Genomic DNA, 26652 nt, shown 5'->3' on the forward strand with positions numbered 1-26652 from the left:
TTAACGTGAATTTTATAAATTAAGTCGATCTCGGGCAGAATTCAGTTTTGAAGTTACGGCAACGGGGTTCAATGCTTTTCCTAAGCCATAAGCGGGCATATTGCCATAAAAAGCTTCATATTGTTCTGATTTTAGTTGATAGGTCTCATGGTAAATTCCAACGGCATTATTGTTACCGACCTTTTGATTAAAATGTTTCCATGCAGTTAAATGTTTTTCTGATTTTGCATAAGCAAGAAGATCATCCATTGAACGCCAATATTGAATCATGACCGTCGTTCTTAAACCGAAATAACTTTCCATCGATAAAAAGCCTAATTCATCTTTATGGGAATAAAGTTCCTTAATCATCCCAGGCATCGCGTTAAATACTGGTAACCATTTGTGAATAGCTAGACGTTTATTAACTCGCATTCCAATGATGAATACAACGATATCCTCTGTATTTTCCGTCGTATAACGGCCAGTGAAAACCTCTTTGGTCATTATGACTCCTCCTCAGCTATGAACTTCTCAAGGGTAACATTACACCAGTCAATTGCAGCTCTCGTGACTCTCTTTCCATAGTCTAAAGTAAATAACCAATACATTGCGTCCATATCATTTTCGTCTGCACAATCGATAATGGCCTGTTCAATCGATTGATATGTTTCCATGCGCGTTTGTAATTTTTGTTTGTAATTTTCAAGGAGGGAGATGGTCGTTTCACGGGTTTGGAATCGTCCGAAAAATAATTTTAGTAGAATCTCATTGCGTTCGGCGGGAAGTTGTTCAATCGGATGCTCAAGCCATTTTCTTAAAGTTTCAATTCCTTTTGGAGTTAAAGTGTATTCGTTTTTATCTGGTTTACCTGAAGTGGTAGCGGTATGAACTTCCGCTAAACCTTCTTGTACGATGAATTTTAATGTTGGATAAATTTGTCCGTAACTAATCTTCCAGAAATGATTAAGACTTCGATCGATAAATTGTTTAATCGAATAGCCAGATCGGCAATCCGTCGTTAAAATTCCTAAAATGGCATAAGTCGTTTCATTATAACCTTTCACTAGCAGACCACCTATCTAAAAGATATGTATCATTTAGATATATAATAACGAAAATAATAAAGAAAATCAAGTTTTAATTTTTAGAATAAAATTGAATGCAAAACAAAAAAAGTGGGGTAGTATCCCCACTTTTTACGCAGTAATAGATAGCTTTTCTGCTTCGCAACGGAGTTTATAAAACTCCTGAACGAGTTCGTGTTCCGTTAAAATCGAATCTTTCATTTTAAGTAAAGTTCTTTTTCCGACACGGCGATCTAATAAACATAATATTTTCATTAAAATATCTGTAGATTGTAATGAGTCTTCAATAGATGAGTTAAAATATTGTTCTAATGTAAAGAAGAAGTCATATTGACCATAGATTCCTTCTTTTTTTAATTGTTGATGAGCCTCATCTTGAATCGAAATATTGTTTTCCACATCATCGAAATCGTAATTATCAAAATGAGCTCTTATCTCCCACTCTTTGTAATGTTCCGCTCGTTCTGCTGTAATTGTACACATACTAAGTTTTTCTACTTTATCGATAGTAATAACCGCTCTGCCTAATTGATCATGGGCTCTTCGGTAATTGATTACTTGAAAGTCGACCCTTGATCGTAATGTATCACAAACTAAACTTTTCAAATGTTTCTTTGCTTTACTCCATTTAGGACTATATAACAAATAACTACCTCCACAGTAAAAATCTATTCATTTGTTTCCATTATAGATTCTATTTCCATAGTTAAACAACCACTTTCAACTAGATCATAACAGCAAGAATGAGGACGAAATAAAGGGGGATTCCTTGTTAAAATGAATCCAGTAAACTTTAAAAGCACATTATCTTTACCAGTACTTGTAAATTGTAATATGCTTAAAGGCAAAGGGGTTACGGGAGATACTAAAGTGGAAGAGGTGGGAACATGGTGACGAGTATTCATCTATCATTTGAAGAGATGTGGGAAAAAATCATTGCCTGTGATCGGAAGTATGATGGTCTCTTTTTTACGGCTGTGAAAACAACGAAAATTTATTGTCGTCCTTCTTGCAGATCAAAAAAGCCAAAGAAGGTGAATGTGGAATTTTACCATGATATTAATGAAGTTGAAAACGCTGGTTACCGTCCTTGTAAAAGGTGTCAACCGGAAGTAGTGCACTCTCCACATATCGAAACAGTTCGAGCAATTATAACGTTTTTAGTAAATCACTATAAACAACCGATTGGATTAAAGGATATAGCAGAGCAAGTAGGACTGAGTCCGTTCTATTTGGAACGATTATTTAAACAAGAAACGAATGAGACACCCCGTACGTATTTAGAAAAAATACGTATTGATAAAGCGGCTTATTTATTGAAAAATACTAACTTAACAAATTTAGAAATCTGTTACGAAGTTGGATTCCAAAGTCCTTCTAATTTCTATAAAGTATTTCGAGCTTTAAAAAACTGTTCACCTAGTGAATATCGAAAGGAACTTCTCTATGAAATGGATTGATGCTGAATTTTCTATCGAGTTATATCCACCAACTGATTTTCATTTTGACGAATGTCTCATTTTTTTAGGTAGGTCTGACCAGGAAATTCTCCATCAAATAAACGGGGAAGCGGTCTATAAATTAATCAAAGTCTATGATGAATTGGTTTTATGTAAAATCAATTTCAGTGACGGCGCCATAAAGGTAGAATTTCCGATGACCGTTCCATCTAAGTTTGCCCGTGAAAAAATAGGGGAGTTTGTTTCAGAATGGTTTGATTTAGACAAAGATTTAGAAGGCTTTTACCAAATGGCTAACAACGACAAAATTTTAAAAAATGTTGTGTCAACATATAAGGGCTTACGGATTATTGGGATCCCCGATTTATTCGAAGCCCTCGTTTGGGCAGTTATCGGTCAGCAAATTAATTTAACCTTTGCCTACACATTAAAGAAACGTTTTGTGGAGCAATTTGGGGAATGTTTAACCTATGAAGGTAAGCAGTATTGGTTATTTCCATCCTACGAGAAAATCGCTGCTTTAAATGTGGACGATTTAAAGAAATTGCAATTTACGACGAGGAAGGCTGAATATACGATTGGCATTGCAAAAATGATGGCAGAAGGGGAATTATCTAAGAAAAAATTGCTTCAGATAAAAGACATGGAACAAATCGAATCTTCATTAAAACAAATAAGAGGAATTGGAGCATGGACAGCCCATTATGTCATGATGAAATGCTTGCGGGATCCATCTGCATTCCCAATCTCAGATGTCGGGCTTCATAACGCTTTAAAAGAGCAATTAGGCTTGGAGCGGAAACCGACAATCGAGGAAATAGAAGACTATGCGGCTAGCTGGACAGGTTGGCAAGCCTATGCAACCTTTTATCTTTGGAGGTCAATATATGACAACGTTTAAAGTAGAATACAAATCACCAATTGGGGTAATCGAAATTATTGGAACAGAACAAGCAGTCCAATCCATTTTATTCATTGAAAAGGAAAGCAGCGCGGAATGGGGACAAGCAGAAACACCTACTTCTTTAATCGATTGTTATAACCAACTAGATGAATATTTTCGAGGCATTCGCCAAGAGTTTACTTTCCCGTATGAGTTAAAAGGAACGGATTTTCAAAGAGAAGTATGGAATACGTTAACAGAAATCCCATATGCCAAAACCCAATCATATAAAGAGCTTGCCGTTACGATTGGAAACGAAAAAGCGATTCGCGCAGTCGGCAGCGCCAACGGTAAAAACAAATTAAGTATCGTTATCCCATGCCATCGAGTCATTGGTTCGAACGGAACATTAACCGGTTATGCAGGTGGTCTATGGAGAAAAAAATGGCTACTTGAGCATGAAAAATCAATGGAAGCCAAGAAGATGGGAAGTGGGCGGAAATAAATGTTTGTCAAAATATACGAGTACCATATTCAAAAGGATAAAGTGGAGCAATATTTAGCCATTCAAGAAAAAGCCTCCGAAATTTACAATCGTTATTTAGATTTCCATACAGTCTATTTAAATAGCAAAACTGAAGAAACAAAATGGTTAGAAATTACAAGGTACAAAGATGAAGATACCTATAACAAAAGCATGGAACTAATAAACGAACAAAAAGAAATTCAAGACTTATTCGAAACCTTCCAATCCCTTTTACTAACGGAAAAAAGGGAAATTCGAGAAGAGGATTTTTTAGAAATGAAAGAAATCGGGAAATGATAAAGAGGGGAGTTTCAAGGCAAATTATATTGAACCTTCTATAATCGAATCGATAAGATTGTTCACAACAATAGATAAATAATCTTATTTTTTATTTTTGAAAATGAGACTATATTGACAAATTGAAATTAATCTATAAAATAATAAACAATTCGAAAAATATTTGCAAAACGAAATATGAGAACAAAGGCTATGAAAAGAATTAGTAGCAATCATGTTAACAGACAGAAAGTAACCGGTTGATGAGAGGTGCATGTTGAACAATTGTGAATTCATCTTGGAGCTGTGTACTGAAAAGGGTTTCCTTAGTAGGCTACACCGGTTTGGCATCCGTCACTATGTGCTAAAGTATCGTCGGAAATGACCGTACTTACGAAGATAAGCAATGTGAGTTGCTTATGAAAAAAGGTGGTAACACGAATTGAATCGTCCTTTTGGTTAATCCAAAAGGGCGTTTTTTTATTCCTTTGTTTTTATCGAACTTGCAATGGAGAAAATCTCGAACATTTAAGGAGGAATACATTTTGAGTGAAAATAAAAAGCTTCAAAGAGGTTTAAGCAACCGACATATCCAGTTAATTGCCCTAGGTGGTTCTATTGGGGTTGGCTTGTTTTATGGCTCTAGTGCAACCATTCAAATGGCTGGACCAGCGATTTTACTTTCCTATTTAATAGGTGGATTCGTTATTTTTACCATTATGAGGGCACTAGGAGAAATGGCTGTAGAGGAACCTGTATCGGGTTCATTTAGTACATATGCAAATCGTTATTTAGGCCCCTTTGCAGGGTATTTATCGGGTTGGACTTATTGGTTTATGTGGATTGTCGTTGGAATGGCCGAAATAACGGTAGTCGGTGTTTATGTGAATTATTGGTTCCCGGATATTCCCCAATGGGTGTCAGCCCTTGTCGTTCTCATCCTCATTACAATTGTAAACCTTGCGAATGTAAAGGCGTTTGGGGAGTTTGAATTTTGGTTTGCGATGATTAAAGTAGTCGCTATTATTGGGATGATTATCCTCGGATTAGGCATTATTTTATTTGGTATTGGTAACAATGGTGAGCCAATTGGTTTTGATAATTTATGGTCCCATGGAGGTTTTGTACCAAATGGATTTGAAGGAATCTTAATGTCCCTTGTACTTGTGATGTTCTCCTTTGGTGGCGTCGAGTTAGTCGGTATTACAGCAGGAGAGGCAAAGAATCCTCAAAAATCGATTCCTTCTGCTATTAATAATGTTGTCTGGAGAATATTAATCTTCTACATCGGTGCATTAGGCATCATGATGATTTTATATCCGTGGGATGAAGTCGGATCTAACGGAAGTCCCTTTGTATTAATTTTTGATAATGTTGGTATTCCAGGCGCAGCCCATATTATAAACTTCGTTGTCATAACAGCGGCGTTATCGGCCTTTAATAGTGGTTTATTTGGTTCAGGAAGAATGCTTTACAATTTATCTTTGCAAAATAACGGACCAAAATTTTTTAAAACCCTTAGCAAGAATGGTAGTCCAAGACGGGGCATCTTATTTTCTTCATTCTTTTTACTAGTGGCTGTTGTGTTGAATTATATTGTTCCTGAAAAAGTATTTTTATATATTTCCGCAGTGGCAACCGTTGCGGTCATTACGAGCTGGACAATTATTCTCTTAGCCCAGTTAAGTTTTAGAAAATCAAAAACGAAATTGGAAGGGGAAAAAATTAAATTTAAAGTACCGTTCTACCCGATTTCAACTTATTTAGCCCTAATATTCTTAGCCCTTGTTATCGTTTTAATGGCCTTCATTCCGGATATGCGCGTTGCATTATTCGTAGCCCCTGTTTGGTTCTTCATTCTCTATATTGGCTATAAGATGAAGAAGTAACAAATAATTTTTAGAGAGGGGATCATGAACCTTTTATTGAATAATGAAGAAGAGGATTTTTATGGGGAGGTTCACTTTAGATGGCTACACCAAAACATATTATTTCAGCTGCAACGATTGTCTTAAATGATGATCATGAAATTTTATTAATTAAAGGACCTAAAAGAGGCTGGGAAATGCCAGGTGGTCAAGTAGAAGAAGGGGAATCTTTAAAGGACGCGGCCATTCGAGAAACGAAAGAAGAATCCGGTATTGATATTGAAATTACGAAGTTTTGTGGCGTCTTTCAAAATGTCCAAGGGTGTATATGCAATACATTATTTTTAGGTAAACCTATCGGAGGAGTGCCAACTACAAGTTCTGAAAGTTTAGAAGTAGGTTATTTTCCAATCCACCAAGCATTGAAAATGGTCACTTGGAAAAACTTCAAACAAAGAATTGAGTACTGCTTAAATGATGAACTACAACCTTTTTATATTGAATTTTAAAGTCACTAATTTAATAAAAGATGAACGCTTTTAGTAATTACTACTTTACACTTTTAAATATAGCGTCTCACTTTATTCATATATTTTATATAGTCGGCACCAAATTTCTTTATACACCATCTTTCTTCTGAAAGAATAATCCAGTGAGATGAGGATTGGAAAATGATTAATAACCCAAATAAAATCCATGATTGGGTAAGTAAAACACAGCCTAAAAAATAAATAAAATAGGCAACATACATCGGGTTACGGGAGATTCTATATAGCCCGTTTACATTTATTCCATTCATTTTAGGGTTGGCAAAATTGATTGTAGATACCGCATATAAAACAATCCCTAAAATATAGACAACTAGTCCGATATTAAATAAAAGAGAATCGGGTTTAATGTTGAGAAAAAATAAACTTAATAGTATAAGAACGGTCGTCACTTGATATATATAGTAAGCAATTTGTTCTTTTCCTAATAGCGGGGCATAAAAAGCTGCACGTCTAAGCCCCTGCTTATTTATTAGACTTAGTAAACCATACCGTATAAGGAAAAGGGGAATAACTGTTAGCAATGCATTCATTTTAATCCTCCTTTTTTGTTCTCTTATTTATTTATATTACGAAAATTTTAAAATAGAATTCATTTCTTCTATAAAATAGATGAAGTTAAAGTCCGATTGAAGAAGGAATAATGAGAGATTTTTTGAATAATAAACAGAGGGAAGGAGAGAGGCAATGGTGCAGGAAGAAAATTTAATGTTAGGAACTGTTATAGCGGTCAGTTTAAGTAGTAAGCATACCTTTAGTAAAGATAATCAAGAGCGTATCCAGTTGGTAAAAGGCTTAGGTGTGGAGGGGGATGCCCACTTCGGTTCTACGGTAAAACATCGCTCGAGAGTTGCCCAAAATCCTAACCAACCAAATTTAAGACAAGTCCATTTAATTCAAAACGAGTTGTTTGAAGAGTTAAAAGACGATTTTACGGTTGAACCAGGGCAAATGGGTGAAAATATTACGACCGTTGGCATCAATCTCCTTGAACTACCTACTGACACAAAGCTATACATAGGGGAGAAGGCCATTGTACAAGTGACAGGATTACGTAATCCATGTGGTCAAATCGATGACTTTAAACCGGGATTGTTAAAAGCAGTCGTAGAAAAAGATGCTAATGGAAATCTCATACGAAAAGCAGGAATCATGGGTATTGTTTTGGAAAGCGGTGAAGTAAAACCGGGAGATGCCATCCGAGTTGAATATCCTTCGAAGCCATATAAAAAACTCGAACGGGTATAGGCTCAACCAATCCCACGATTTGCCATGAAAAAATACACGCAAGACAATCTAAATTTGAGAGTGTCAATCCATCACTCTTTTCTTATTTAATCAAACAACGCTGCATCCTATTTTAATAGTTTTCAGCGTTGTTTTATTTTAAAGGTTGGCAACATAATTGACCTTCGCCTTTTTCAAGAGCTGATTTTAAGCTTTCTAACACACCTGACCAAGCCATTTCATGCCAATTAATAGCCTCAATCCAGCCATCACGATCTTTAAATCCAGTATGCAAAATAACGACCTTTGTTGAATTTTCATTGATAGGTGTAAAATTTACTTTAACAGTTGTTAAGTCGTTTTCGTTGTTCATTAATGTGTCGAATTGATCGGGACCTTTCCAAGTGCATTGAAGCTCTTGTTCATTAATGAGTTTAATAATTTTACAACCTTTCGTATTCATACCCGTTCTATTTCCTGGTATGAAATAAAGTTCGTACGCACCGCCTTCTTCCGGCTCTACTATGCTCTCTGGTGCAAACCATTCGGAAACTCTTTCGGAGATTGTCCAAGCATACCAAACGAAGTTCAGAGGGACATTAATTGTTATCTCTTTCATAATTGACTTACCATTTGTAGTAGTTGTCAAAAAGAATCTCTTCTTATATAAATGATTACAAATGATTTTACCATTATTTTGAACATTAAGAAATATTTGTGTGCGAATGATAAAAAACAGCGGAAATAGTTATTCCGCTGTTTAAAGTGTGAATGCTAATTGCTTATTCCGTTTCTATATCTTCTAAGTCATCTGGATATACCATTTCATCAAGCACTTCATCAGTGGCTTCATCTTTTACCGAAACGGTTACTTTATAATCATCTGGATTTGCTCCATCATAAAGTTGGTACATCGCACCAGAGATACCTAAACCAAGCGCTACAAATCCATCCATACTATTTTCATAAGCTGCTTTATCAACTACTACAGTAAAGTCCGTGAACTTATCGTTATGGGCAATATCTTTAATCGATGCATAGTCTCCACTTGTTTTCATTTCTTCGATAGACTCTTTAATCGATGTTTCTATTTCGTTCATCAATTCTTTATGTTTCGATTTTGACATTTTAAGAGTAACGGAACCGTCATCATTTTTTGTCACCTTATCGATACCATCAGCTTCAGCATCTGCAATCACCGTATCAATATCTTCTTCTCCCTCAAACATAGAAGCAGGTAACGTTACTTCAACGTTTAATAGACCTTTGTCTACATTAAGGCCTTCTTCTTTCGTCTCTTCACTAACTTTCGTATCTTGCTTATCGTCCGAACAAGCAGTTAGTAAAGCAATCATTAATAAAAATAGAATGTATGAAATCCTTTTCACTTTAAGCCCTCCCTGGGTCTGTAATATAAACTATTAAAATAGTCCGATTCCAATTATACTATTTCTCTAAGCTTATCCTTACTTTTCTAAATATTTGAAATAATGTATTCGTATAGTAATTTTTCAAAACATTATTTATCCAAAAGGATTTATGTAAATTTTGTAAAGGTAATCTTCTGTATTTTTTTGGATAGTTGAACTATATTAATCGAAAATAGTATCGATATAGGATGATAGAATTAAATTTAGATAATTTTAAAAATTTCCCATAGGTAATTTGTCTAAAATTTTGTCATTGAACCTTTACAACCTATTCATCCTCAATTAATACAGAACAAATAAACTACTAAACGTAATGATAAATCATATATTTAAGGAGAGGTTTTCATGTTTAAAAAAATGGGTTTAATTGCGTTAAGTACAGGACTTGTTCTGTCGGGGGTAGGTTTAAGTACTGTAGATGCAGCAAAAAAGGATGAAGCGAAACAAAATAAAAATAAAAAAGTAGAAAATGTAATCTATATGATTCCAGACGGATTTGGTGCAAATCATGCGGCTAATTACCGTATTTTCAAAGGGGAAGAAGCAGTTTGGGATGCTCATATTAAAGGGATGTACACGACTTTTTCGGCGAATGCTGATATTACAGACTCTGCCGCTGCAGGTACAGCGATGGCTGCAGGTATTAAAACAAACAATGGTGTCATTGGTTTTGATCCAGAAGGAAATAAAGTAAAAACAATTCTTGAAGCAGCGGAAGAAGCAGGTAAATCTTCAGGTTTAGTTGCCACTTCTACGATTACCCATGCAACTCCTGCTAGTTTTGCATCCCATGTAGAACACCGTAGCAACGAAACTGAAATCGCTCGCCAATACATTCAAGAAAGCGGTGTGGATGTCATCTTAGGTGGAGGTAAAAATAACTTCTTACCAACATCAAAAGGTGGTAAACAAACTGAACTAAACTTAATCGATGAAGCACAAGAAAAAGGGTTTGAATTTGTTGAAACCCGTGAACAGTTACAACAAGTTAAAAAGGTAAATGTAGAAAAGGGAGAAAAATTACTTGGTTTATTCGCAGGTGAAGCCCTTGCGCCTGAATTTGACCGTGTTGATACGGAAGAACCAAGCTTAGCTGAAATGACAGAAAAGGCAATTGATACTTTAAACCAAGATAAAGATGGTTTCTTCTTAATGGTAGAAGGAAGTCAAATTGACTGGGCTGGCGAATCCAATGATGCAGCTTATGCTATGCATGAAACAAAAGCTTTTGAAGAAGCAGTTCAAGAGGCAATTGAATTTGCAAAAGAAGATGGCAATACTTTAGTCGTAGTGGCTGGAGACCATGAAACAGGTGGTATTTCAGTAGGCTCTTCTTCATCATCAAATACAACAGCTGACGTTCTTAAAAATGTAACAGCTACGGGTGAATTTATGGCGAGTCAATTAAACGCAGACCGTTCAAATGTAAAAGAAGTGGTATTACAATATACTGGTATTGAATTAACAGATGCAGAAGTTGCTACTGTTCAACAAGCAGAAGATGCGAAATCAGCGATCAATAAAGTTATCAGTGAACGTGCAGGTATTGGTTGGACAAGATATGGTCATACTGCAGCCCAAGTTCCTGTCTTTGCATTCGGTCCAAAATCCGATGAATTTGTAGGGTTCCACGATAACACAGACTTACCACAAATTATGAAGGATGCAATGAAACTTAAATAATATAAACGTAAAAGACTGTAGGTAATAACGATGGAAATCGTAATTGCCTACAGTTTCTTTTTTTATAGTACATCTGTGTATGCTGAGAAAATGCTTATAGTTAACGATTTTTTAGGAGAAATAATAGATGATTAGTAGAATAATCATCTATAATGAAGACAACAAGTTGCTTTAGGAAGTGTACAAATATGTCACCATTAATGATAGGTATTATACTTCTTTTTTTAGGTCTATGTTTGATTCCATTAGGTTATTCAGAGTTGAAAGAAGAATTGAAAATGGTCAAAGTAGAAACATCTAGTTTTAAGAGCTTAATAGTTTATGTAACTACGTTTATTGGTTTATTAAATTTTAATAGTTATTTAGGGTGGATACTAAGTATAGCGTTACTTTTCGTATTTGGTGGTGGAGCATTTATTTTTCTAACGATTCTCCAATAAAGCGTATTTTCTCTGTAAAAGGGTGAAGAAGTGTATTTGATATTTTTATCAAATACGCTTTTTTTATAAAACAAATGAAAAAGGGAAGAGGAATTTTTTGCACTAAATTTAGTACTAGGTCATAATAGTAACTAGTAAAATGATTGTAAAAACTAAATGAGGTGAATATGATGACGAAAAGTAAAGCACGCATTACAGCGATAGGTTCTTATGTCCCTGAAAAAAGGCTGACAAATTATGATTTAGAAAAAATGGTCGAAACAAATGACGAATGGATCGTTCAACGGACAGGTATAAAGGAACGGAGAATTACGAGGAAAGATGAATTTACAAGCGATATTAGTTATAAAGCTGTTCGAAATTTAATGGAACGTTATGACAAAACGGTAGATGATGTGGATTTGATAATCGTCTGTACATTAACGCCTGATTACAAAACCCCAAGTGTTAGTTCGATGCTACAAGCAAAACTTGGTATTAAAAATACGGGGGCAATGGATTTAAACGTTGCTTGTGCCGGATTTACTTACGGGTTATATGTGGCAAACGGTTTAATTACATCAGGTTTAAACAAAAAGGTTTTAGTTGTTGGGGCTGAAACACTTTCGAAAATAACGGATTATACAGATAGAACAACTTGTATTCTTTTTGGAGACGGAGCCGGTGCAGTTCTAGTAGAGTACGATGAACAAAATCCTAGCTTCATCTCCACTCATCTCGGGTCGGAGGGCGAAGGAGGAAAACATTTATATAGTACAAATCTATCGAATAGCATGAATGGAGAAGACATAATAGGCAATGGTTGCATTGTTCAAAATGGTAGAGAAGTTTATAAATGGGCGGTAAAAACTGTTCCAAAAGGAATGCAATCTGTTATGGGAAATGTGAATATGGAGTTGGAAGAGGTCGATTGGTTTGTTCCCCATAGTGCCAATTTAAGAATGATCGAATCCATTTGTGAGAAAAGTAGTTTCCCAATCGAACAAACATTATATAGCTTAGTGGATTATGGTAATACTTCATCAGCTACCATTCCATTATCTTTAGATATGGCAGTACGTGAAGGGAAAATTAAAAATGGACAAAAACTATTATTATATGGTTTTGGCGGCGGCTTAGCCCATGCAGGACTGCTTATTACATGGACAGTGTAGCCTAACAAATTATTTACAAGCATTTATCTAAATGGATAAATGCTTTTTTAAGCTATTACAGAAGGAGATAAGTATATTTTATTGAATATGTAATAAAGTACGAAAAGGTTTTCAATAGGGGGTAAAGCATGATTCATTATAATGATCGAACGTTTATTTCAACTGAAAATACGGCAAATGGGGAAGTCTCTTCAAAAACGACCTTTCATTACAAACAAGAGGGGAATATTATTTCAGCAACATATGGCGGCGGAGAAATTATAAAAGGTTTCCTAATAGGCATTGTAAATGAAGATGGTTCTTTAAAGTTTAAGTACAACCACGTCAATACGAAAAAAGAAATAAGAGGAGGAAAATGCGTTTCCACCCCTGAAATTTTAGAAGATGGCAGAATACGATTACATGAAAAATGGGAATGGTTCGATGCGGAAGACAGTAAAGGAAATTCGATTATAGAGGAAGTTTGATTTAAAGATTGGACGATTCATATTCCACTAGTGTGCTTTGATCTGAATAGGATTAAGGCCTTTTTTATACATGCTGATAATGGGAGGAAATGAAAATGAGTAAAGAGACGCCGGAACAGATTAGGGAAAGACTTAGACAAGAAGAAAAAAATAGTAATCCTACGGGTAATATGAATGATGCCTTTCATAAAGCTGGAACAGGAAGTTTTGCTGATTTAGGGTGGAAAGGTACAGGAATTCTCATCCTTGTTCTTTTATTCGTTTTATTCATAGTATCCATTATTAAATAAGGGATCCCTATTTTGAGCACCGATCTTATTTATACTTTAGCCTCATTCACATAATTGGAATGGATAGCTTTTCGCACAAAATTTACTAAGATGAATCCGATTATTGCTCCAACTATGTTACATAGAAGATAAATAATTTCCATCATATTAAATTGACTCATTACGAGACCAAACTACTCTAATATTAGGCGAGAAATATCTGCTCCTACGCAACAAATAATGATGATCAAAATGGTTTTTCCTAATTTGTTCAAATGGAAAAGAACAGTTAAATAAATGCCAAGTGGAATGAACAGTAGGATAGAACTCCAAATGGATCTATTACTATGCAAAGTGTCATAAATACCGAACTAGGCATTCGTTGAAATAAACGTACTGTGTATGTCATTTGGGTGTTGAGGCGGAAGGGTAATACCTCCGAATTTAACTTGAATCATACTAATGCAATAAAATAGAAAACTATATAAGAGAATTCGTTTTACATGACTACTTTTTGTTTTTCTAAAGAAATCAAGACATATATCTAAAAAAATGAAAACAAGCAAAGCTAAAAATCCGAAAGGAACGATATTGTAGAGAATGTATGTCGAGCTCATCATCTTTCTCCCTATATTTGGTAATGAATGTGTCTGTTTTACAGACTTTTACAATATAAGGCAACGGAAGATACAAAAAGTTCGTTAAACAAGTTAGGGATGAAAATAAAGATGAGCATAAATTTTTCGAAATTACCTGTCCATTAATTTCATATTTTGTTCAAACAAAGGTGTTTATCTAAAAGGGATGAACGCCTCTTTTGTTGAAGTTCTTAAAATGCATAGAGAATACTAGAGGTGATTAGGTGAAATATACATGCCCATGTTGTGGATATAAAACATTAGATGAACAACCTCCTGGTACATATGATATTTGTCGTATTTGCTATTGGGAAGATGATGGGATTCAATATGATGATCCGGATTATGAAGGAGGCGCAAATATTCCATCTTTAAGGCAAGCGCAGAAAAACTTTATTGAATTTGGCGCTTGTGAGGAAAGATGTATTGAATTTGTTAGAAAGCCAAATGAACAAGATGAGAAAGACGTTCATTGGAAACGGTTAGTTTGAAAAAAGAACAAGGGGGTATGAAAGATGGGGAAAAGAACTGAAAAAAACGAATCATTAGAATGGATTAAAACAGTCCTAGTTGCTTTTCTATGTGTATGGGGAATTCGCTATTTTCTTTTTGCCCCTACAAAAGTAGAGGGTGCTTCGATGATGCCTACATTTGAAGACGGCGATCGAGTAATCGTAAATAAAATTGGACCAAGATTAACAGAGTATGAACGATTTGATGTCATTGTATTTAAGGCAACAGAAGAAAAGAATTATATTAAACGAATTATCGGTCTTCCAGGTGATCAAATCACTTATGAAGACGATGTGCTGTATATAAACGGACGAAAATATGATGAGCCATATTTAGAACAATATAAGAAAGGATTGAAAGACCACGGAACCCTTACTGAAGACTTTACAGTAGAAAACTATTTAGGAGAAAAAATCGTTCCTGAAGGTTACTTATTTGTTTTAGGAGACAACAGAAGAAAAAGCATTGATAGTAGAGACCCACACATTGGTTTTGTGCCAATGGACAAAGTGTTAGGAACGGCAGATATTAAGTTTTGGCCATTAAATCATCTAGAGTTTATTAATAAACAGTCATAAAAAAGAATAACATATGGAAAGGTTTTGGATTCAAGATTTAGACATTTTTCATGGAAGTATGAAACGTATGATGCAGGTTCATGGAACAAGAAAAGGTATAATGGATGTAACTTCAATGTTCATGAAGGGAGAGGTTATATGCAAAATGGTTGGGAAAAGGCGATAGACTCTCTTTCCAAAATTACAGTTTTATCAAATCCAAATAATGAACCTGTAACGATTATTGGTGAAGCGGATGATTTGAAATGTATTGGAATGGGTACGGATGCGGCCGTTTTTCAATCCGTTAATGCCCCAGCTTTTGCATTAAAATTATATGCTAAGGATAAAAAAGAAAAAGTAAAAGTAGAAGCAGATGTTTATGAAAAGTTAGGAGATTCACCTTTCTTTCCGAAATGTTATGCTGCATATGAAGACTTTTTAGTTATAAGTTATGAGGAAGGGATTACCCTTTTTGACTGTGTTTTACAAGGTATTCATATTCCTGAACAAGTCGTAGATGATGTGGAGGATGCGCGGGAATATGTGCGCTCAAAAGGACTAAATCCTCGGGATATCCATTTGAAGAATATTTTATTACAAAAGGGTCGAGCTAAAATTCTCGATGTGTCTGAATATATATGGCCAGGTAATGATTTCCGATGGGAGCATTTAAAAAAGGGATATGAGCAATATTATCATTTAATCGATGGAAATCCTGTCCCCTTTTGGTTAGTGGAAACCGTTCGGAAATGGTATAACCAACGAAATAAATATTTCTCTTCCTATGAAGATTTTACAAAAAAGGTGTTCAATTTTTTGTATAAAAAATAGGGGGGAATTTAAGTGGAATAAGGTGAAAAGGTAGGGAATTGGCTTCTGTACCTTTTCACTTTATTCTTTTTTGTAGAATCTTTAATGGTTTGAGAAATCGTTAATCCAAGAAGGACTAAGTCGCAGTATCAAACCAGTTTGATTGCTTTAATTATTTTTTAAACATTACATCCCCAAGAGGAATTCCAATCACAACAACCAAAATTGTTAAAACTACCATCGCTTCTAAAATAAAATACGCAACATGATCAAACATCGTATCTCTCCTTCTTTCTTTATATTTCTTACCTTATATTCTGTAATTATCCAACTTCCTATCGAAAAGTCAATCGTATAAAGGAAAAATTTATTTTATAAAATAGTTTACTTCATTACAAGCATACATATGCAATGATCATTTTTTTAAAATTTTTCCTCTGAATGAACGCCAAATTAGTTCAGAAAAAATTTTTTGGAATATTAATAAAATAGTGGGAGTGCCCTTTGTAACTTTTTATTTTGCTAGTCAAAATAAAAAGTCTGGTGTCTATAAATGGAAAAAAGATAGGATGAAATTATACAATTGTAATAGAATGGATATTTTTGAACTTAGAGAAATAGAAGTAGTAAGGGGGAGATAGTTTGAAAATAACTATTTTTCTATTATTTATATTTGTCCTTTCATTTATTATATTGTTTTTATTTTTAAATAAAGAAAACAAAAAGGAAGAAAGCAAAGACAGTATACCAATAGTTGTTTTTAGTTCCGTTTTATTTGCCTTTATTATTACCATTGTTATAGCATTCTTTTTATTCATTTTAATTGGGTCCACGACGGTAATTGATACGTTATTTTCATTAGACATCACGACCAATCAACTGATCGTCATCGGAATTTCTTTTCTTATTTATTGGCTTTCAATTGATAGTATTTTTGAAAAGGTATTTGAATATTTTATGGGTGAAACCGTTTATACAGCTTTATCTCTAGCAATCACAAGGGTCGCTGCGTTTTACATAATCGGAATACTAATGAAATTGGATCAATACACCAACTTATCGATTTCTATAGGGGTATCGGTCATTTTATTTATCATCGATGTTTTATTTAGTTTAAAAGGTGAGAAGTCGTAAAAGTGGCTAACGAAATAAGGTAGAGACCATACTAATGAAATACATAACAAAAGGCGTTAAATCAAATTTAGCGCCTTTGAAAGGGAGTAGGGACTACATCTATAAGATTGGAGGAATAAGGGGGTTAAGGTTTGTTGAAGATTTAGCCGGCTCAATCTATGATTTATTTAAATTTTTACTAACCAGTTTAAGTTATATTATGGCTGGAATGCTTATTGTCGGGATACCAATGTTTCTATTCATTTTTGTATTTAATTGGTTATTTAATGTATGAATCGTAGGGCGTAACTAAAAACCATCCTTCTTCTAACATTATTTTATTATCAATGTAAACATCTATATGTTTCTGTCGGTTCAACCTCTATTTCTTCTGTAAACTTATCCATTGGCCATTCATCTGCAATCATACTGAATTGGATATAAGCTGTGTCTTTTGTTCATAAAACACTCCTATTAACATATTTCTTATTTAAATAAAAACCTTTCGCCTTCTTGGTCAAAGGCTTGTTTATAGTCAAACGCATAGGGAGTGGGTCCGTGTTGTAGATAATAAGTATATCTTTTGTAAGCTTCCTCCCAAGATACATCTGCTACTTCCTCTGTCCACCATACAACGTATGATGGTAGTTTTCCTTGGTGCATATCAAACCATTTGTGTCTATTGCGTAACGCCCTTTGATGTTGACCTGAATAGGTGAAGCGATATAAAGATTCAAGACTTTTCCACACTGTTAATGTGAGGATAGGTGTTCCATCGCCTTTTATTAACTCTTCTGGGAAGGGTACTCCTAGAGGAGAAAACTCCTTTACAAGATTTCCAGAAACATCTGCTTGGCGTATTACTTTATAACCGGCTTCAAAAAATTCACTCGTACTAGGATGTTCGATTGAATGTTTCAATCTACCAATCGTATATATCGCCACAAAACTCATCTAATCTCCCCATTTATATGTTTTATCTATAAATATTCAAGAAAAAAAGGGCGTATTCCTGTTATAATCTCTCTTTTTTAGTAGCTGTATAGTAGAATAAAAATATGTGAGTAGGATAATGAACGTTCATGATAGGTGGTGAAATCGCAATGATTGATTGGCAATGGCCGGAAGTAGATATCCTTGAAAATCAAGGAGAGTGGAATAAAGCAAAAGAACTGTTGCTTCAACATTGGAATGAAAATCCGAATGATGTGAAAACCGTTATTCGACTTGGGTTTCTTTCCTGGTATGTTCTAGTTGAAGAGGGTCCTCTGGATATTAAAGGAGTAGACTTTGATGAAATAGAGACCGTATTACGGGAAGTCACGAATTATGGTTTCAATCATTTTTATACGAATGAAGATTTTCTATGGTCTTTTGGCTATATGATATCCCTTTTCCCACATTATTTCGGTGACGACGATGATTGGGAACAAAAAGGCAAAGTTATGTTAAAGACAGTGTATGAGCTTTGTCCGGAAGAACCGGTATATCGCTATACTTATTTTGGATCCTTTCCAAATCGTAATGACAAACTAAAAGAAGAACTTCAACACGTTCACGCTATTCTTGAAGACAGATTCCAAGGGGAAGGGGTACTGTCGGAATACTTTAGAAGTGTATGGGGTTTCTCACGTGAAGTATAGTTGGATAATTTAATTGAAGGCAAAATAAAAACTACCATTATCATTCATTATAATGGTAGTTTTAACTATTATGTTTATTCTTCAATTAGCACTCTGAATTCATTAATATATTTGTGTTCATCACTTTGATAATTAATAGAAAAGAATTCGTATATATCGCTTTTTACGTTTACTTCGCTTGTTTGTATATAGTGAATGAGCTTCTGTAACGATTGAAAGTAATCATCAAAAGTAGTTGAATGGGAAATGATGCTTAAATATTTTCCCTTTGGTAAAACAGCTAGTTCCGTATCCCTTTCAAGGGGCATAATATTTTTTTTCGAAAGTAAAGGTGTAAATAAATATTGATAGTGAATATCGTCAATGCTTTCGTATGGTTGAATAGGGAAGGTGGAGCCATATCCCTTTTTTCGAAAACCTTCCGTTGAAGGGCCATACTTTCGGAAGCTGCTAAAAGATGAATTAAACGTATTTTTTGGACCTAAGCCATGTACTTTCTTTTGAATTATTTTTATTTCTTCCTTTTCTAATACGACCACTTCATTAAAGGGAGCTTCTTGCCTTTGTATATCTCTTCTTACAGAGGAGATGATTTGTTGAATTTCATATAAATAGTCGATTTTTTCTTTTACAACTTGCTCTTGATGGATGAGGAAAGAAACATAATCATCATTGTTTAACTCTTCTACTTCCTTTATTTGATTTAATGGTGTCCCAATATAGCTTAAAGATTTGATTAAATCTAAACGATATAATTGAAAATCATTATAGTAGCGATAATTGGAATTTGGATCTACATAAGCAGGCTTAAATAACCCAATCTTATCATAGTAGCGAAGTGCTTTAATGGATATGTTCATTAATTTTGAAACTTCGCCAATGGAATAAAGCTTTTCTTTCTCTTCTTCCATATGAAATCTACCCCAATGTCAAATTATTTCGTAGCAACCGCTTTAGGTATGGAATACTGTTTCCAAGCAAGTGTTAAACCGATACCAATAGCTAACGTAATTGTTGCGAAGTAAAATGGATAATTTAAATCCACATCAAATAGTATACCACCGATAACAGGGCCAATTACATTGCCAATACTCGTAAACATGGAATTCATTCCACCGACAAACCCTTGCTCATCTCCAGCAATCTTTGAAAGATACGTAGTAACGGCAGGACGCATTAAATCAAAACCTATGAAAACAAGAATTGTCGTCAATAAAATAACAAAGTAATTATGAACGAACGTTAATAGTAAAACGATTGCTGCTGAAAAGATTAAACTATAACGAATTAATCGAATTTCACCAAGCCATTTTGTCAATCGATCAAATAAGGCAATTTGAGCAATGGCACCTACAATAGCGCCGCCTGTAATGGCAATTGCGATATCCTTAGGAGTAAAGCTAAATTTATGATCGACAAATAGGGCAAATAAAGATTCAAAGGAAGATAAGCCAAGTGCCGAAATTAAAATGATGATAAAGGAAATCAAATAGGCTGGTAAAAAGATGCGTTTCCATCCAACCTTCTCCTTTGGAACCTCTGCATATTCACTGTTTCGGTCTGGTTCTTTCAACGTAATAATTGATAATATCGCTGCTATAATTCCTAACGCAGCCGCAAAGAAAAAGGGAATGCGAGTACCGATTTCTGCTAAAAATCCGCCGATCCCAGGACCGATTATAAATCCAGTTGAAATCGCCGCTGACATGTAACCAAGGGCTTTTGGGCGTGACTCAACTGAAGTTGTATCTGCGATAAATGCGGTAACGGCAGGCATAATAAATGCTGCACTAATACCACCGAGTATACGGGAAAGGAAAAGAACTGCTAAATTATTTCCGATACCGAATAATAGTTCTGAAATACCAAAGATAAATAATCCGATGATAACGATTTTTTTTCGACCAAATTTGTCGACCCAAATGCCGGCAATTGGTGAAACGATTAATTGTGCTACTGCAAATGCAGAAACCATATAGCCAACAATCGAACCGGATAAGTTTAACTCATTCATAATTGTAGGAGTAACAGGAATAACGAGTCCTATACCTAAAAAGGCGATGAATAAATTAAGTAGTAATACCGATAGAGTCATATTTTGTTTTAACACGTGTATCCTCTCCTTTATTGATTTTACACTACAAGATGTTATTTTAATCTCTCCCTTAAGGGGAGAGTCAAACCTTCAATCTAACAATTTTTTAAATGATTAATTGAATACGCTTTCTTTATGAAGGTGTCAATAAAAGTAAGAAAACATGATTGATTAGTAGTCGGTTCGGGAAATTACATGTTTTTTTACAATTATATAGAACGTATGTTCTGTTTTGTGATAAAATGATGTTAAAGTGCAAAGGGGGATTGGATGATGCAACTAAACGTGAAAGAACGGATGGAACATTATCATGTATCGGGTATTAGTTATGCTTTAATTTATAATGGTCAAATTCGTAACGTGGAAAGCTACGGTTTGCTAGAAGCCGGGACCAATCATTACGTAAACAATGATTCAATTTTTAGTGCTTGTTCAATCAGTAAGTTTTTAACTGCCATGTTAGTGTTGAAGTTAACAGAGGAAGGCGTTTTTCATTTAGATGAGGATGTGAACGAAAAACTTGTGTCTTGGAAAGTGCCTACTAATGAATTTACAAAGGGTAAAAAGGTAACTTTACGAAACTTATTAAGCCATCAATCCGGTATAATGGACCCGGAAAATAGTTTTCCTGAGCTAAATGCAAATGTCGGAATCCCATCAATGGTTGAACTATTAGAAGGAAAAACCTCTTATTGTCCAAAACCAATTGAAGTGACGTATGAACCAGAGAGTGAATTCCACTATTCTGATGCAGGTTATTGTGTAGTCCAACAATTAATAGAAGATGTAACGGGAAAATCTTTTCAACAAATAATGGAAGAGTTCATATGGAAGCCATTAAACATGGAAAATAGTACTTTCTCTACATTTCTTCGTACCGACGAAGGAAATTGTTCATGTGGCCATAAAAACGGGGAAGTGGTGGAAGGAAAATATCCAATCTATCCTTATCCGGCAGCCTCTGGTTTATGGACAACTTCATTAGATCTAGCTAAATTAGTTGTTGAACTAATGAATGCTTTAAAAGGGGAAAGTACAATTGGTATTTCTGCAAACATGGCGAAAGAAATGATTACGCCTCAAAAAGGAAAGGCGTGGGCTGGTTTAGGTGTGTTTTTAGAAGGTTCAAATAAGGAAGTGGAGATTTCCTCCTTCGGTTGGGGAGTAGGTTTTCAATGTATGATGGTTGCTTATCCTTACTTAGGCTCTGGGCTAGTGATTATGACGAATACCGATTTAGGCGTTCATCAATTGGAAGGGTTCATTGGTGAAGTATATCATCATTTCAAATCAGAAAAAAATGAAGAATAAATCTAGCAATCTGTTCAATTAAACGTCAAACTGTTTTAAATGGTGGTCAAGGTGTTTATAAATTCCTTTGCCCCATTGTTCGGGAGTAAGTTTTCCGAAAAAAGGATGGGGATGGCTAGAACAATTTTCAGTTCCTGCCTGTTGGAATGACATAACCTTTTGTTTTAAATTTTCTTTTTCCCACTCAAAATCTCTTTTATCTGTTATTAAAATAGTTGGGATAGTAGACATATTTTTTGGCAATGGCTTGTCATTATAAAAAACGGGTCTCGCAAATTTCCCGACAAAAATTCCTAACCAACCTCTAGGGGGAAAGGAATTTCCCATTGGGATATCTTGAAAAGAAGAGCAATGGGCGAGCATTTGGGCTACATCCATTTTCCCCCATTTAGGTTGAGCATTTACACTTAACTTTTCGATTCGTTCTAATATTTCTTCCATATGTATCCGTTCAAAAATACTATTCATTAAATTACACTCCTTTCATTTATAAAAGTATAATTCTACTCCTCGATTATTTATCCTTCTAGAACAAATAGAATCGTGACCGAAAAACTTTAAAATTTGAGTTGTTAAAGAATGGATCTCCTATATGAGCAGAAAAACATGATAACTTTATAAATTATGACATGATTGGACAATTTTCTTCATACCATATATTTGGGGTGAAAAAATGCCAAGAGTAAAGTATCGAGATGCGGATGTCGATTTAGTCGCAAGGATGATGAGGGCAGAAGCCGAGGGTGAAGGAAACCAAGGAATGTTGTATGTTGGAAATGTTATCGTAAATCGTCTTGTTGCGAATTGCTTAGACTTTCGAGATTTACGATCCATTGAAGATGTCATTTTCCATGTACAAGGAGGAAACTATTCTTTTGAAGCGGTTCAGAAAGGGAATTTGTTTTATGAAAGAGCAAGACCAAATGAACAAAGATTAGCAAGACAGGTTTTGGATTATTGGAGAGATCATCCAGGAAAGTACGCCCTTTGGTATTTTAATCCATACGCGCCATGTCCTCCAACATGGTACGATCAACCTTTTGCTGGCCAATTCAAAAATCATTGCTATTATGAACCAGCAGCTGGAACGTGTGATAGTGTTTATATGGGGTAAATATAGTAGTTTCGTTTTAACAGAAGAATCTCTACTTTTTCAATAAAGTAGGGATTTTTTTAGTTGAATATTAATAGATAATTCGAAACATTTTGTGTATTTATTCGTATATAAATTAACATTGATTTTCCGATTTTACCAAAGGGGGAGAGGAAATGAAAAAGGTTATATTTACGCTAATAGGAGTTAGTTTACGTCCTTTTAATTTTAGGTTTTTCAGAATATCGAACGAAACATTTTGTTAATACATTTATTTCAAACCCAGATGAGTTTACGGATATGGTGGATAGCATTGTCATTTGGGAAGAGAATAACACGTCCACGGTGAGCGAGATTATTGCCAATCAAGGTGATGAAAAATTTCAAGAAATACAAAATGTTTTTAGTGAGTGGGAAGTGAAGAGAACGGTTTTTAAAGATTTGGATCTTAACAGTCAAACTTATGGTATTAACTTTAAAAGTGAAGAAAATCCGATGAAATCTATTCATATTTTAGTGAATGAAGATGACATGATCAATGTTAACGGCTATGAATACGAACTTGTAAATGGTATTCCAATAGAAGAATTAATAGATAGAGTAAAGTAAAGGAAATAGAGCGTTGATCCAAAGGGGTTAATGCCTTTTTTGTAGAAAGTTATAGAGGAGCAAATACATTACATAAAGTAAAGAACGACAGAAACATAATGTTAAGGGGGAGAAAAAGATGAGTAGAATTGCCAAAACACCCGAGCCACCGTATTATGCAGTGATTTTTGCCTCACAGCGAACAGATGGTGACAAAGGCTATGGAAAGATGGCTGACAAGATGGTGGAGTTAGCTGCCCAACAACAAGGATTTTTAGGTATCGAGAGTGCGCGGGATGAAGGGTTAGGAATTACAATTTCCTATTGGGATTCTTTACAGTCCATCAAAAATTGGAAAGAACATGCAGCCCATCAAGTAGCACAAGAAAGAGGAAAAGCAGAATGGTATAAAAATTTTTCTCTTAGAGTTTGTAAAGTGGAAAGGCACAAGTTTTTTGAAATGTAACACCTTAAACGATTAACATATTTTTCCTGGTCATATTCAAAAGTGGTACAATATAAAAGGAAATAATTAGGAAGATAGGTGAGTCTTATGGAAGGCGTTATATTATCAATTCACGATTTGCAAAAAAATTATGGTCCGAAAGCCGTTTTAAAAGGTGTTTCTCTTCAAGTGAAAAGGGGAGAAATTATCGGTTATATTGGTGCAAATGGAGCTGGGAAAAGTACGACGATTAAAATTATGCTAGGGATCGAAACTAACTATACTGGTGAAGTGAAAATCTTCGGTCAAGATATTTCCAACGGGGATATATCGTATAAAAGGAAAATTGGATACGTGCCCGAAATTGCGGAAGTATACGACAATTTAACAGGGCATGAATATTTAACCTTTATAGGGGAATTGTATGGTCTTGATTTTGATTTGGCCGACTATAAAGCAAAAAGTTTAATGGAGCTGTTCGGTATTGGGGAAGTTTATCATTCTCGTATCGCATCCTATTCAAAAGGAATGCGCCAAAAACTTTTAATCATTTCCAGCTTATTACATAATCCTGAACTTATATTTTTTGATGAACCGATCAACGGCTTGGATGCAAATAGTGTAATGATTTTTAAAGAAATTATGACCCAACTTGCTGCACAAGGAAAAACAATTTTTTATTCTTCCCATATTATGGACGTGGTCGAAAAAATAAGTAGTCGGATCATTCTCCTGATGGACGGCAAAGTTGTCGCAGACGGTTCGTTTGACGAATTGAAGGAGCAAAATACGGAAGGCTCCCTTGAGCAAATTTTTAATGAATTAACAGGGTTCAATGAACATAAGGAATTAGGCTCTAGATTCGTTTCAGTTGTAGGGGAGATGTGAAGATGCAGGACTATCGTACACTGAAAATCTTAGATCGCTTTGAAAAGGTATTTAGTAATCTTGGTGTCGATTACAAAGTGATGAGAAAAATTTTACAAGTCAAATTAACGATGGACGGTAGACGTGTACCGACGATTTTCTCTCAAAATCCGGGGAAACAAGTAAAGGAAACGACCAATCAATATATTAAATCGTTATGGATTTACGTATTATTTAGCTTATTTCTAATTCCATTTATCCTTTTAGGCGATCATTATCTTTTTCAAATGAGTATCTTTTATGGGATTTTTACGATATTTATTATGACATCATTAATCTCTGATTTTTCTTCCGTACTACTAGATATCCGTGATCGTAACATTTTGTACCCGAAACCAGTAGATCGAAGGACAATTAGTACTGCGAAAATGATCCATGTTTTTATTTATTTATCCTTCTTAACAGTGGCACTTGTAGGTATTCCTTTAATGGTTGGATTGATTCGTCACGGGATTATATTTTTTATCCTTTCATTGGTCAATATCATATTTATTGATTTGTTGATTGTTATTTTGACTGCCTTTATTTATATGTTTATTTTACGGTTTTTTGATGGTGAAAAACTAAAAGATATTATTAACTATGTCCAAATAGGGTTATCCCTTGGTATTATGGTTGGCTATCAATTATTAGTTCGCTCCTTCGATTTTTTCAATTTCACCGTTTCCTTTGAACCGAAATGGTGGCAAATATTCATCTTTCCTATGTGGTACGGTGCAAATACAGAACTAGTAATGAATGGCAACATCCAACGGCTATTTATTGTACTTGCGATTTTAAGTGTTCTGATGCCACTTATTTCAATCTGGATTTATATAAAACTGAATCATGCTTTTGAACAAAATCTGCAAAAGCTTACTTACCATGGGAAAGCAAAGGTAAGAAAACGAAGTATTATTAGTCAATTCATTATGAAAATCATTTGCCCAACAAAAGAGGAGAGAAGTTTTTTCCGCTTTGCTAGTTTAATGATGAAAAATGAGCGGGATTTTAAATTGAAAGTTTATCCGTCTTTAGGTTTTTCAATTGTTATTCCATTTCTTTTCTTTATAAGTGGGATAAATAATGATTTTGAGCAGTTATCAAAAGGTAATTCCTATTTTTCCATTTACTTTAGTTTAATTATTATCCCAACGATTATCTTATTGTTAAAGTTCTCAGGGAAATACAAGGGGGCATGGATTTATAAAGCGGCTCCTATTCAACAATTAAAACCGATGTTTAGCGCGGTGATAAAGGCATTCCTTGTTAAATTATATTTACCTGTTTATGCATTTTTAAGTGTAATATTCATTTTCATTTTCGGGGTAAGAATTCTACCTGATCTTGTTGTGGTCTTTATTAATGCTAGTATTTTTGCCGTCCTTTGTTTCAAAGTGTTACCAAAAACGATTCCTTTTTCGGAATCCTTTGATCAGTCCAATCAAAATAGCAACACAGCTACTATACTTGGATTAATGCTCGTTGTGGCGATGTTTACAGGATTGCATTATGTAAGCACATTGATTCATTTTGGCATCTATTTTTATTTAGTGATAGCTATAGTTGGTTTAGCATTACTTTGGAAAGTCGCCTTCAACATATCATGGGAAAAAGTTGAAGGGGTTTAGATAAGTGG

The 26652-nt window shown here is 34.7% G+C and carries 33 protein-coding genes and 1 other annotated feature; of the genes, 23 read left to right on the forward strand and 10 right to left on the reverse strand.

The window, feature by feature from the left end; translation table 11 throughout:
- Positions 1 to 12 precede the first annotated feature (12 nt).
- The 3 genes from MHH69_RS02635 to MHH69_RS02645 form a co-directional block, all read right to left on the reverse strand.
- On the reverse strand, positions 13 to 486 hold the full coding sequence (locus MHH69_RS02635; RefSeq protein WP_122973174.1) for a DUF4188 domain-containing protein: 474 nt from the start codon (positions 484 to 486) through the stop codon (positions 13 to 15).
- The gene (locus MHH69_RS02640) at positions 486 to 1046 is read right to left on the reverse strand and encodes a PadR family transcriptional regulator (protein ID WP_122973176.1); all 561 of its coding nucleotides are present in this window, start codon (positions 1044 to 1046) and stop codon (positions 486 to 488) included. The genes MHH69_RS02635 and MHH69_RS02640 overlap by 1 nt, the downstream gene beginning before the upstream one ends.
- A 132-nt stretch (positions 1047 to 1178) precedes the next feature.
- On the reverse strand, positions 1179 to 1712 hold the full coding sequence (locus MHH69_RS02645) for an SF0329 family protein (protein ID WP_122973178.1): 534 nt from the start codon (positions 1710 to 1712) through the stop codon (positions 1179 to 1181).
- Between the two features lie 242 nt (positions 1713 to 1954).
- On the opposite strand from MHH69_RS02645, the gene MHH69_RS02650 reads away from it, so the two are divergent.
- The 6 genes from MHH69_RS02650 (at position 1955) to MHH69_RS02675 (ending at position 6589) form a co-directional block, all read left to right on the forward strand.
- A complete protein-coding gene (locus MHH69_RS02650; RefSeq protein ID WP_341361686.1) occupies positions 1955 to 2527 on the forward strand; it encodes a bifunctional transcriptional activator/DNA repair enzyme AdaA in 573 nt (190 codons plus the stop codon).
- Positions 2514 to 3428, forward strand: a complete 915-nt coding sequence (locus MHH69_RS02655) for a DNA-3-methyladenine glycosylase family protein (RefSeq protein ID WP_341361687.1) — start codon at positions 2514 to 2516, stop codon at positions 3426 to 3428. Before MHH69_RS02650 ends, MHH69_RS02655 begins: the two co-directional genes overlap by 14 nt.
- Positions 3415 to 3915, forward strand: coding sequence for a methylated-DNA--[protein]-cysteine S-methyltransferase (locus MHH69_RS02660; protein ID WP_341361688.1), 501 nt, complete (start codon positions 3415 to 3417; stop codon positions 3913 to 3915). Before MHH69_RS02655 ends, MHH69_RS02660 begins: the two co-directional genes overlap by 14 nt.
- On the forward strand, positions 3916 to 4233 hold the full coding sequence (locus MHH69_RS02665; RefSeq protein ID WP_341361689.1) for a hypothetical protein: 318 nt from the start codon (positions 3916 to 3918) through the stop codon (positions 4231 to 4233).
- Positions 4234 to 4416: 183 nt separating this feature from the next.
- Positions 4417 to 4670 (forward strand) — a binding site (T-box leader).
- Between the two features lie 87 nt (positions 4671 to 4757).
- Entirely contained in the window at positions 4758 to 6101 is a 1344-nt protein-coding gene (locus MHH69_RS02670) for an amino acid permease (RefSeq protein ID WP_122973186.1), read from the forward strand.
- An 80-nt stretch (positions 6102 to 6181) separates the two neighbouring features.
- Positions 6182 to 6589, forward strand: coding sequence for an NUDIX hydrolase (locus tag MHH69_RS02675; protein WP_122973188.1), 408 nt, complete (start codon positions 6182 to 6184; stop codon positions 6587 to 6589).
- A gap of 53 nt (positions 6590 to 6642) precedes the next feature.
- Here MHH69_RS02675 and MHH69_RS02680 read toward each other — a convergent pair whose 3' ends face one another.
- Complete coding sequence (locus MHH69_RS02680) at positions 6643 to 7161, reverse strand: methyltransferase family protein (protein ID WP_122973189.1); 519 nt, start codon at positions 7159 to 7161, stop codon at positions 6643 to 6645.
- Between the two features lie 154 nt (positions 7162 to 7315).
- Between MHH69_RS02680 and MHH69_RS02685 the strand changes: the two genes are divergently transcribed.
- Entirely contained in the window at positions 7316 to 7876 is a 561-nt protein-coding gene (locus MHH69_RS02685; protein WP_241559367.1) for an MOSC domain-containing protein, read from the forward strand.
- A gap of 133 nt (positions 7877 to 8009) precedes the next feature.
- Here the strand turns inward: MHH69_RS02685 and MHH69_RS02690 are convergent, their stop codons facing one another.
- Together MHH69_RS02690 and MHH69_RS02695 are read right to left on the reverse strand one after the other, a co-directional pair.
- Positions 8010 to 8504 carry an SRPBCC family protein gene (locus MHH69_RS02690; protein ID WP_241559368.1) on the reverse strand — a complete coding sequence of 165 codons (495 nt, stop codon included), beginning with the start codon at positions 8502 to 8504 and terminating at the stop codon, positions 8010 to 8012.
- A 133-nt stretch (positions 8505 to 8637) separates the two neighbouring features.
- Entirely contained in the window at positions 8638 to 9243 is a 606-nt protein-coding gene (locus MHH69_RS02695; RefSeq protein ID WP_341361690.1) for a hypothetical protein, read from the reverse strand.
- Positions 9244 to 9630: 387 nt separating this feature from the next.
- Between MHH69_RS02695 and MHH69_RS02700 the strand changes: the two genes are divergently transcribed.
- From MHH69_RS02700 to MHH69_RS02740, 9 genes are all read left to right on the forward strand, one after another.
- Positions 9631 to 10968 (forward strand): alkaline phosphatase, encoded by a 1338-nt coding sequence (locus MHH69_RS02700; protein ID WP_341361691.1) that lies wholly within the window; start codon positions 9631 to 9633, stop codon positions 10966 to 10968.
- Positions 10969 to 11156: 188 nt separating this feature from the next.
- Complete coding sequence (locus tag MHH69_RS02705) at positions 11157 to 11408, forward strand: hypothetical protein (RefSeq protein WP_341361692.1); 252 nt, start codon at positions 11157 to 11159, stop codon at positions 11406 to 11408.
- Between the two features lie 170 nt (positions 11409 to 11578).
- A complete protein-coding gene (locus MHH69_RS02710) occupies positions 11579 to 12562 on the forward strand; it encodes a ketoacyl-ACP synthase III (RefSeq protein ID WP_341361693.1) in 984 nt (327 codons plus the stop codon).
- Between the two features lie 128 nt (positions 12563 to 12690).
- Positions 12691 to 13029 (forward strand): n-acetylglutamate synthase, encoded by a 339-nt coding sequence (locus MHH69_RS02715; RefSeq protein WP_174232705.1) that lies wholly within the window; start codon positions 12691 to 12693, stop codon positions 13027 to 13029.
- Positions 13030 to 13118: 89 nt separating this feature from the next.
- The gene (locus MHH69_RS02720; RefSeq protein WP_341361694.1) at positions 13119 to 13319 is read left to right on the forward strand and encodes a DUF6366 family protein; all 201 of its coding nucleotides are present in this window, start codon (positions 13119 to 13121) and stop codon (positions 13317 to 13319) included.
- Between the two features lie 841 nt (positions 13320 to 14160).
- Positions 14161 to 14427: a CPCC family cysteine-rich protein gene (locus MHH69_RS02725; RefSeq protein WP_341361695.1), complete on the forward strand. Its 267-nt coding sequence runs from the start codon at positions 14161 to 14163 to the stop codon at positions 14425 to 14427.
- Positions 14428 to 14451: 24 nt separating this feature from the next.
- Positions 14452 to 15027, forward strand: a complete 576-nt coding sequence (gene lepB / locus MHH69_RS02730; RefSeq protein ID WP_341361696.1) for a signal peptidase I — start codon at positions 14452 to 14454, stop codon at positions 15025 to 15027.
- Positions 15028 to 15165: 138 nt separating this feature from the next.
- Positions 15166 to 15840: a serine/threonine protein kinase gene (locus tag MHH69_RS02735; protein ID WP_341361697.1), complete on the forward strand. Its 675-nt coding sequence runs from the start codon at positions 15166 to 15168 to the stop codon at positions 15838 to 15840.
- Positions 15841 to 16461: 621 nt separating this feature from the next.
- Positions 16462 to 16953 (forward strand): hypothetical protein, encoded by a 492-nt coding sequence (locus MHH69_RS02740; RefSeq protein ID WP_341361698.1) that lies wholly within the window; start codon positions 16462 to 16464, stop codon positions 16951 to 16953.
- A gap of 465 nt (positions 16954 to 17418) precedes the next feature.
- Here the strand turns inward: MHH69_RS02740 and MHH69_RS02745 are convergent, their stop codons facing one another.
- Positions 17419 to 17886 (reverse strand): DUF3291 domain-containing protein, encoded by a 468-nt coding sequence (locus MHH69_RS02745; RefSeq protein ID WP_341361699.1) that lies wholly within the window; start codon positions 17884 to 17886, stop codon positions 17419 to 17421.
- A gap of 149 nt (positions 17887 to 18035) precedes the next feature.
- Between MHH69_RS02745 and MHH69_RS02750 the strand changes: the two genes are divergently transcribed.
- Positions 18036 to 18575 (forward strand): hypothetical protein, encoded by a 540-nt coding sequence (locus MHH69_RS02750; protein WP_341361700.1) that lies wholly within the window; start codon positions 18036 to 18038, stop codon positions 18573 to 18575.
- Between the two features lie 74 nt (positions 18576 to 18649).
- Here the strand turns inward: MHH69_RS02750 and MHH69_RS02755 are convergent, their stop codons facing one another.
- Positions 18650 to 19486 carry a MerR family transcriptional regulator gene (locus MHH69_RS02755; RefSeq protein ID WP_341361701.1) on the reverse strand — a complete coding sequence of 279 codons (837 nt, stop codon included), beginning with the start codon at positions 19484 to 19486 and terminating at the stop codon, positions 18650 to 18652.
- Between the two features lie 23 nt (positions 19487 to 19509).
- The gene (norA, locus tag MHH69_RS02760) at positions 19510 to 20691 is read right to left on the reverse strand and encodes a multidrug efflux MFS transporter NorA (protein ID WP_341362945.1); all 1182 of its coding nucleotides are present in this window, start codon (positions 20689 to 20691) and stop codon (positions 19510 to 19512) included.
- Positions 20692 to 20940: 249 nt separating this feature from the next.
- Here norA and MHH69_RS02765 point away from each other — a divergent pair, with 249 nt between their 5' ends.
- Complete coding sequence (locus tag MHH69_RS02765; protein ID WP_445954557.1) at positions 20941 to 21981, forward strand: serine hydrolase domain-containing protein; 1041 nt, start codon at positions 20941 to 20943, stop codon at positions 21979 to 21981.
- A gap of 18 nt (positions 21982 to 21999) precedes the next feature.
- Here MHH69_RS02765 and MHH69_RS02770 read toward each other — a convergent pair whose 3' ends face one another.
- Positions 22000 to 22449, reverse strand: a complete 450-nt coding sequence (locus tag MHH69_RS02770; RefSeq protein ID WP_341361703.1) for a DUF1569 domain-containing protein — start codon at positions 22447 to 22449, stop codon at positions 22000 to 22002.
- Between the two features lie 205 nt (positions 22450 to 22654).
- Here MHH69_RS02770 and MHH69_RS02775 point away from each other — a divergent pair, with 205 nt between their 5' ends.
- The 5 genes from MHH69_RS02775 (at position 22655) to MHH69_RS02795 (ending at position 26644) form a co-directional block, all read left to right on the forward strand.
- A complete protein-coding gene (locus MHH69_RS02775) occupies positions 22655 to 23095 on the forward strand; it encodes a cell wall hydrolase (RefSeq protein ID WP_341361704.1) in 441 nt (146 codons plus the stop codon).
- A gap of 279 nt (positions 23096 to 23374) precedes the next feature.
- On the forward strand, positions 23375 to 23683 hold the full coding sequence (locus MHH69_RS02780; protein ID WP_341361705.1) for a hypothetical protein: 309 nt from the start codon (positions 23375 to 23377) through the stop codon (positions 23681 to 23683).
- A gap of 118 nt (positions 23684 to 23801) precedes the next feature.
- Positions 23802 to 24128 (forward strand): antibiotic biosynthesis monooxygenase family protein, encoded by a 327-nt coding sequence (locus MHH69_RS02785; protein WP_341361706.1) that lies wholly within the window; start codon positions 23802 to 23804, stop codon positions 24126 to 24128.
- Positions 24129 to 24215: 87 nt separating this feature from the next.
- Positions 24216 to 24995, forward strand: a complete 780-nt coding sequence (locus MHH69_RS02790; protein WP_341361707.1) for an ABC transporter ATP-binding protein — start codon at positions 24216 to 24218, stop codon at positions 24993 to 24995.
- A gap of 2 nt (positions 24996 to 24997) precedes the next feature.
- On the forward strand, positions 24998 to 26644 hold the full coding sequence (locus tag MHH69_RS02795) for a hypothetical protein (RefSeq protein ID WP_341361708.1): 1647 nt from the start codon (positions 24998 to 25000) through the stop codon (positions 26642 to 26644).
- Positions 26645 to 26652 lie beyond the last annotated feature (8 nt).

Source organism: Ureibacillus sp. FSL E2-3493 (genome assembly GCF_038077515.1).
Taxonomy (GTDB): domain Bacteria; phylum Bacillota; class Bacilli; order Bacillales_A; family Planococcaceae; genus Ureibacillus; species Ureibacillus halotolerans.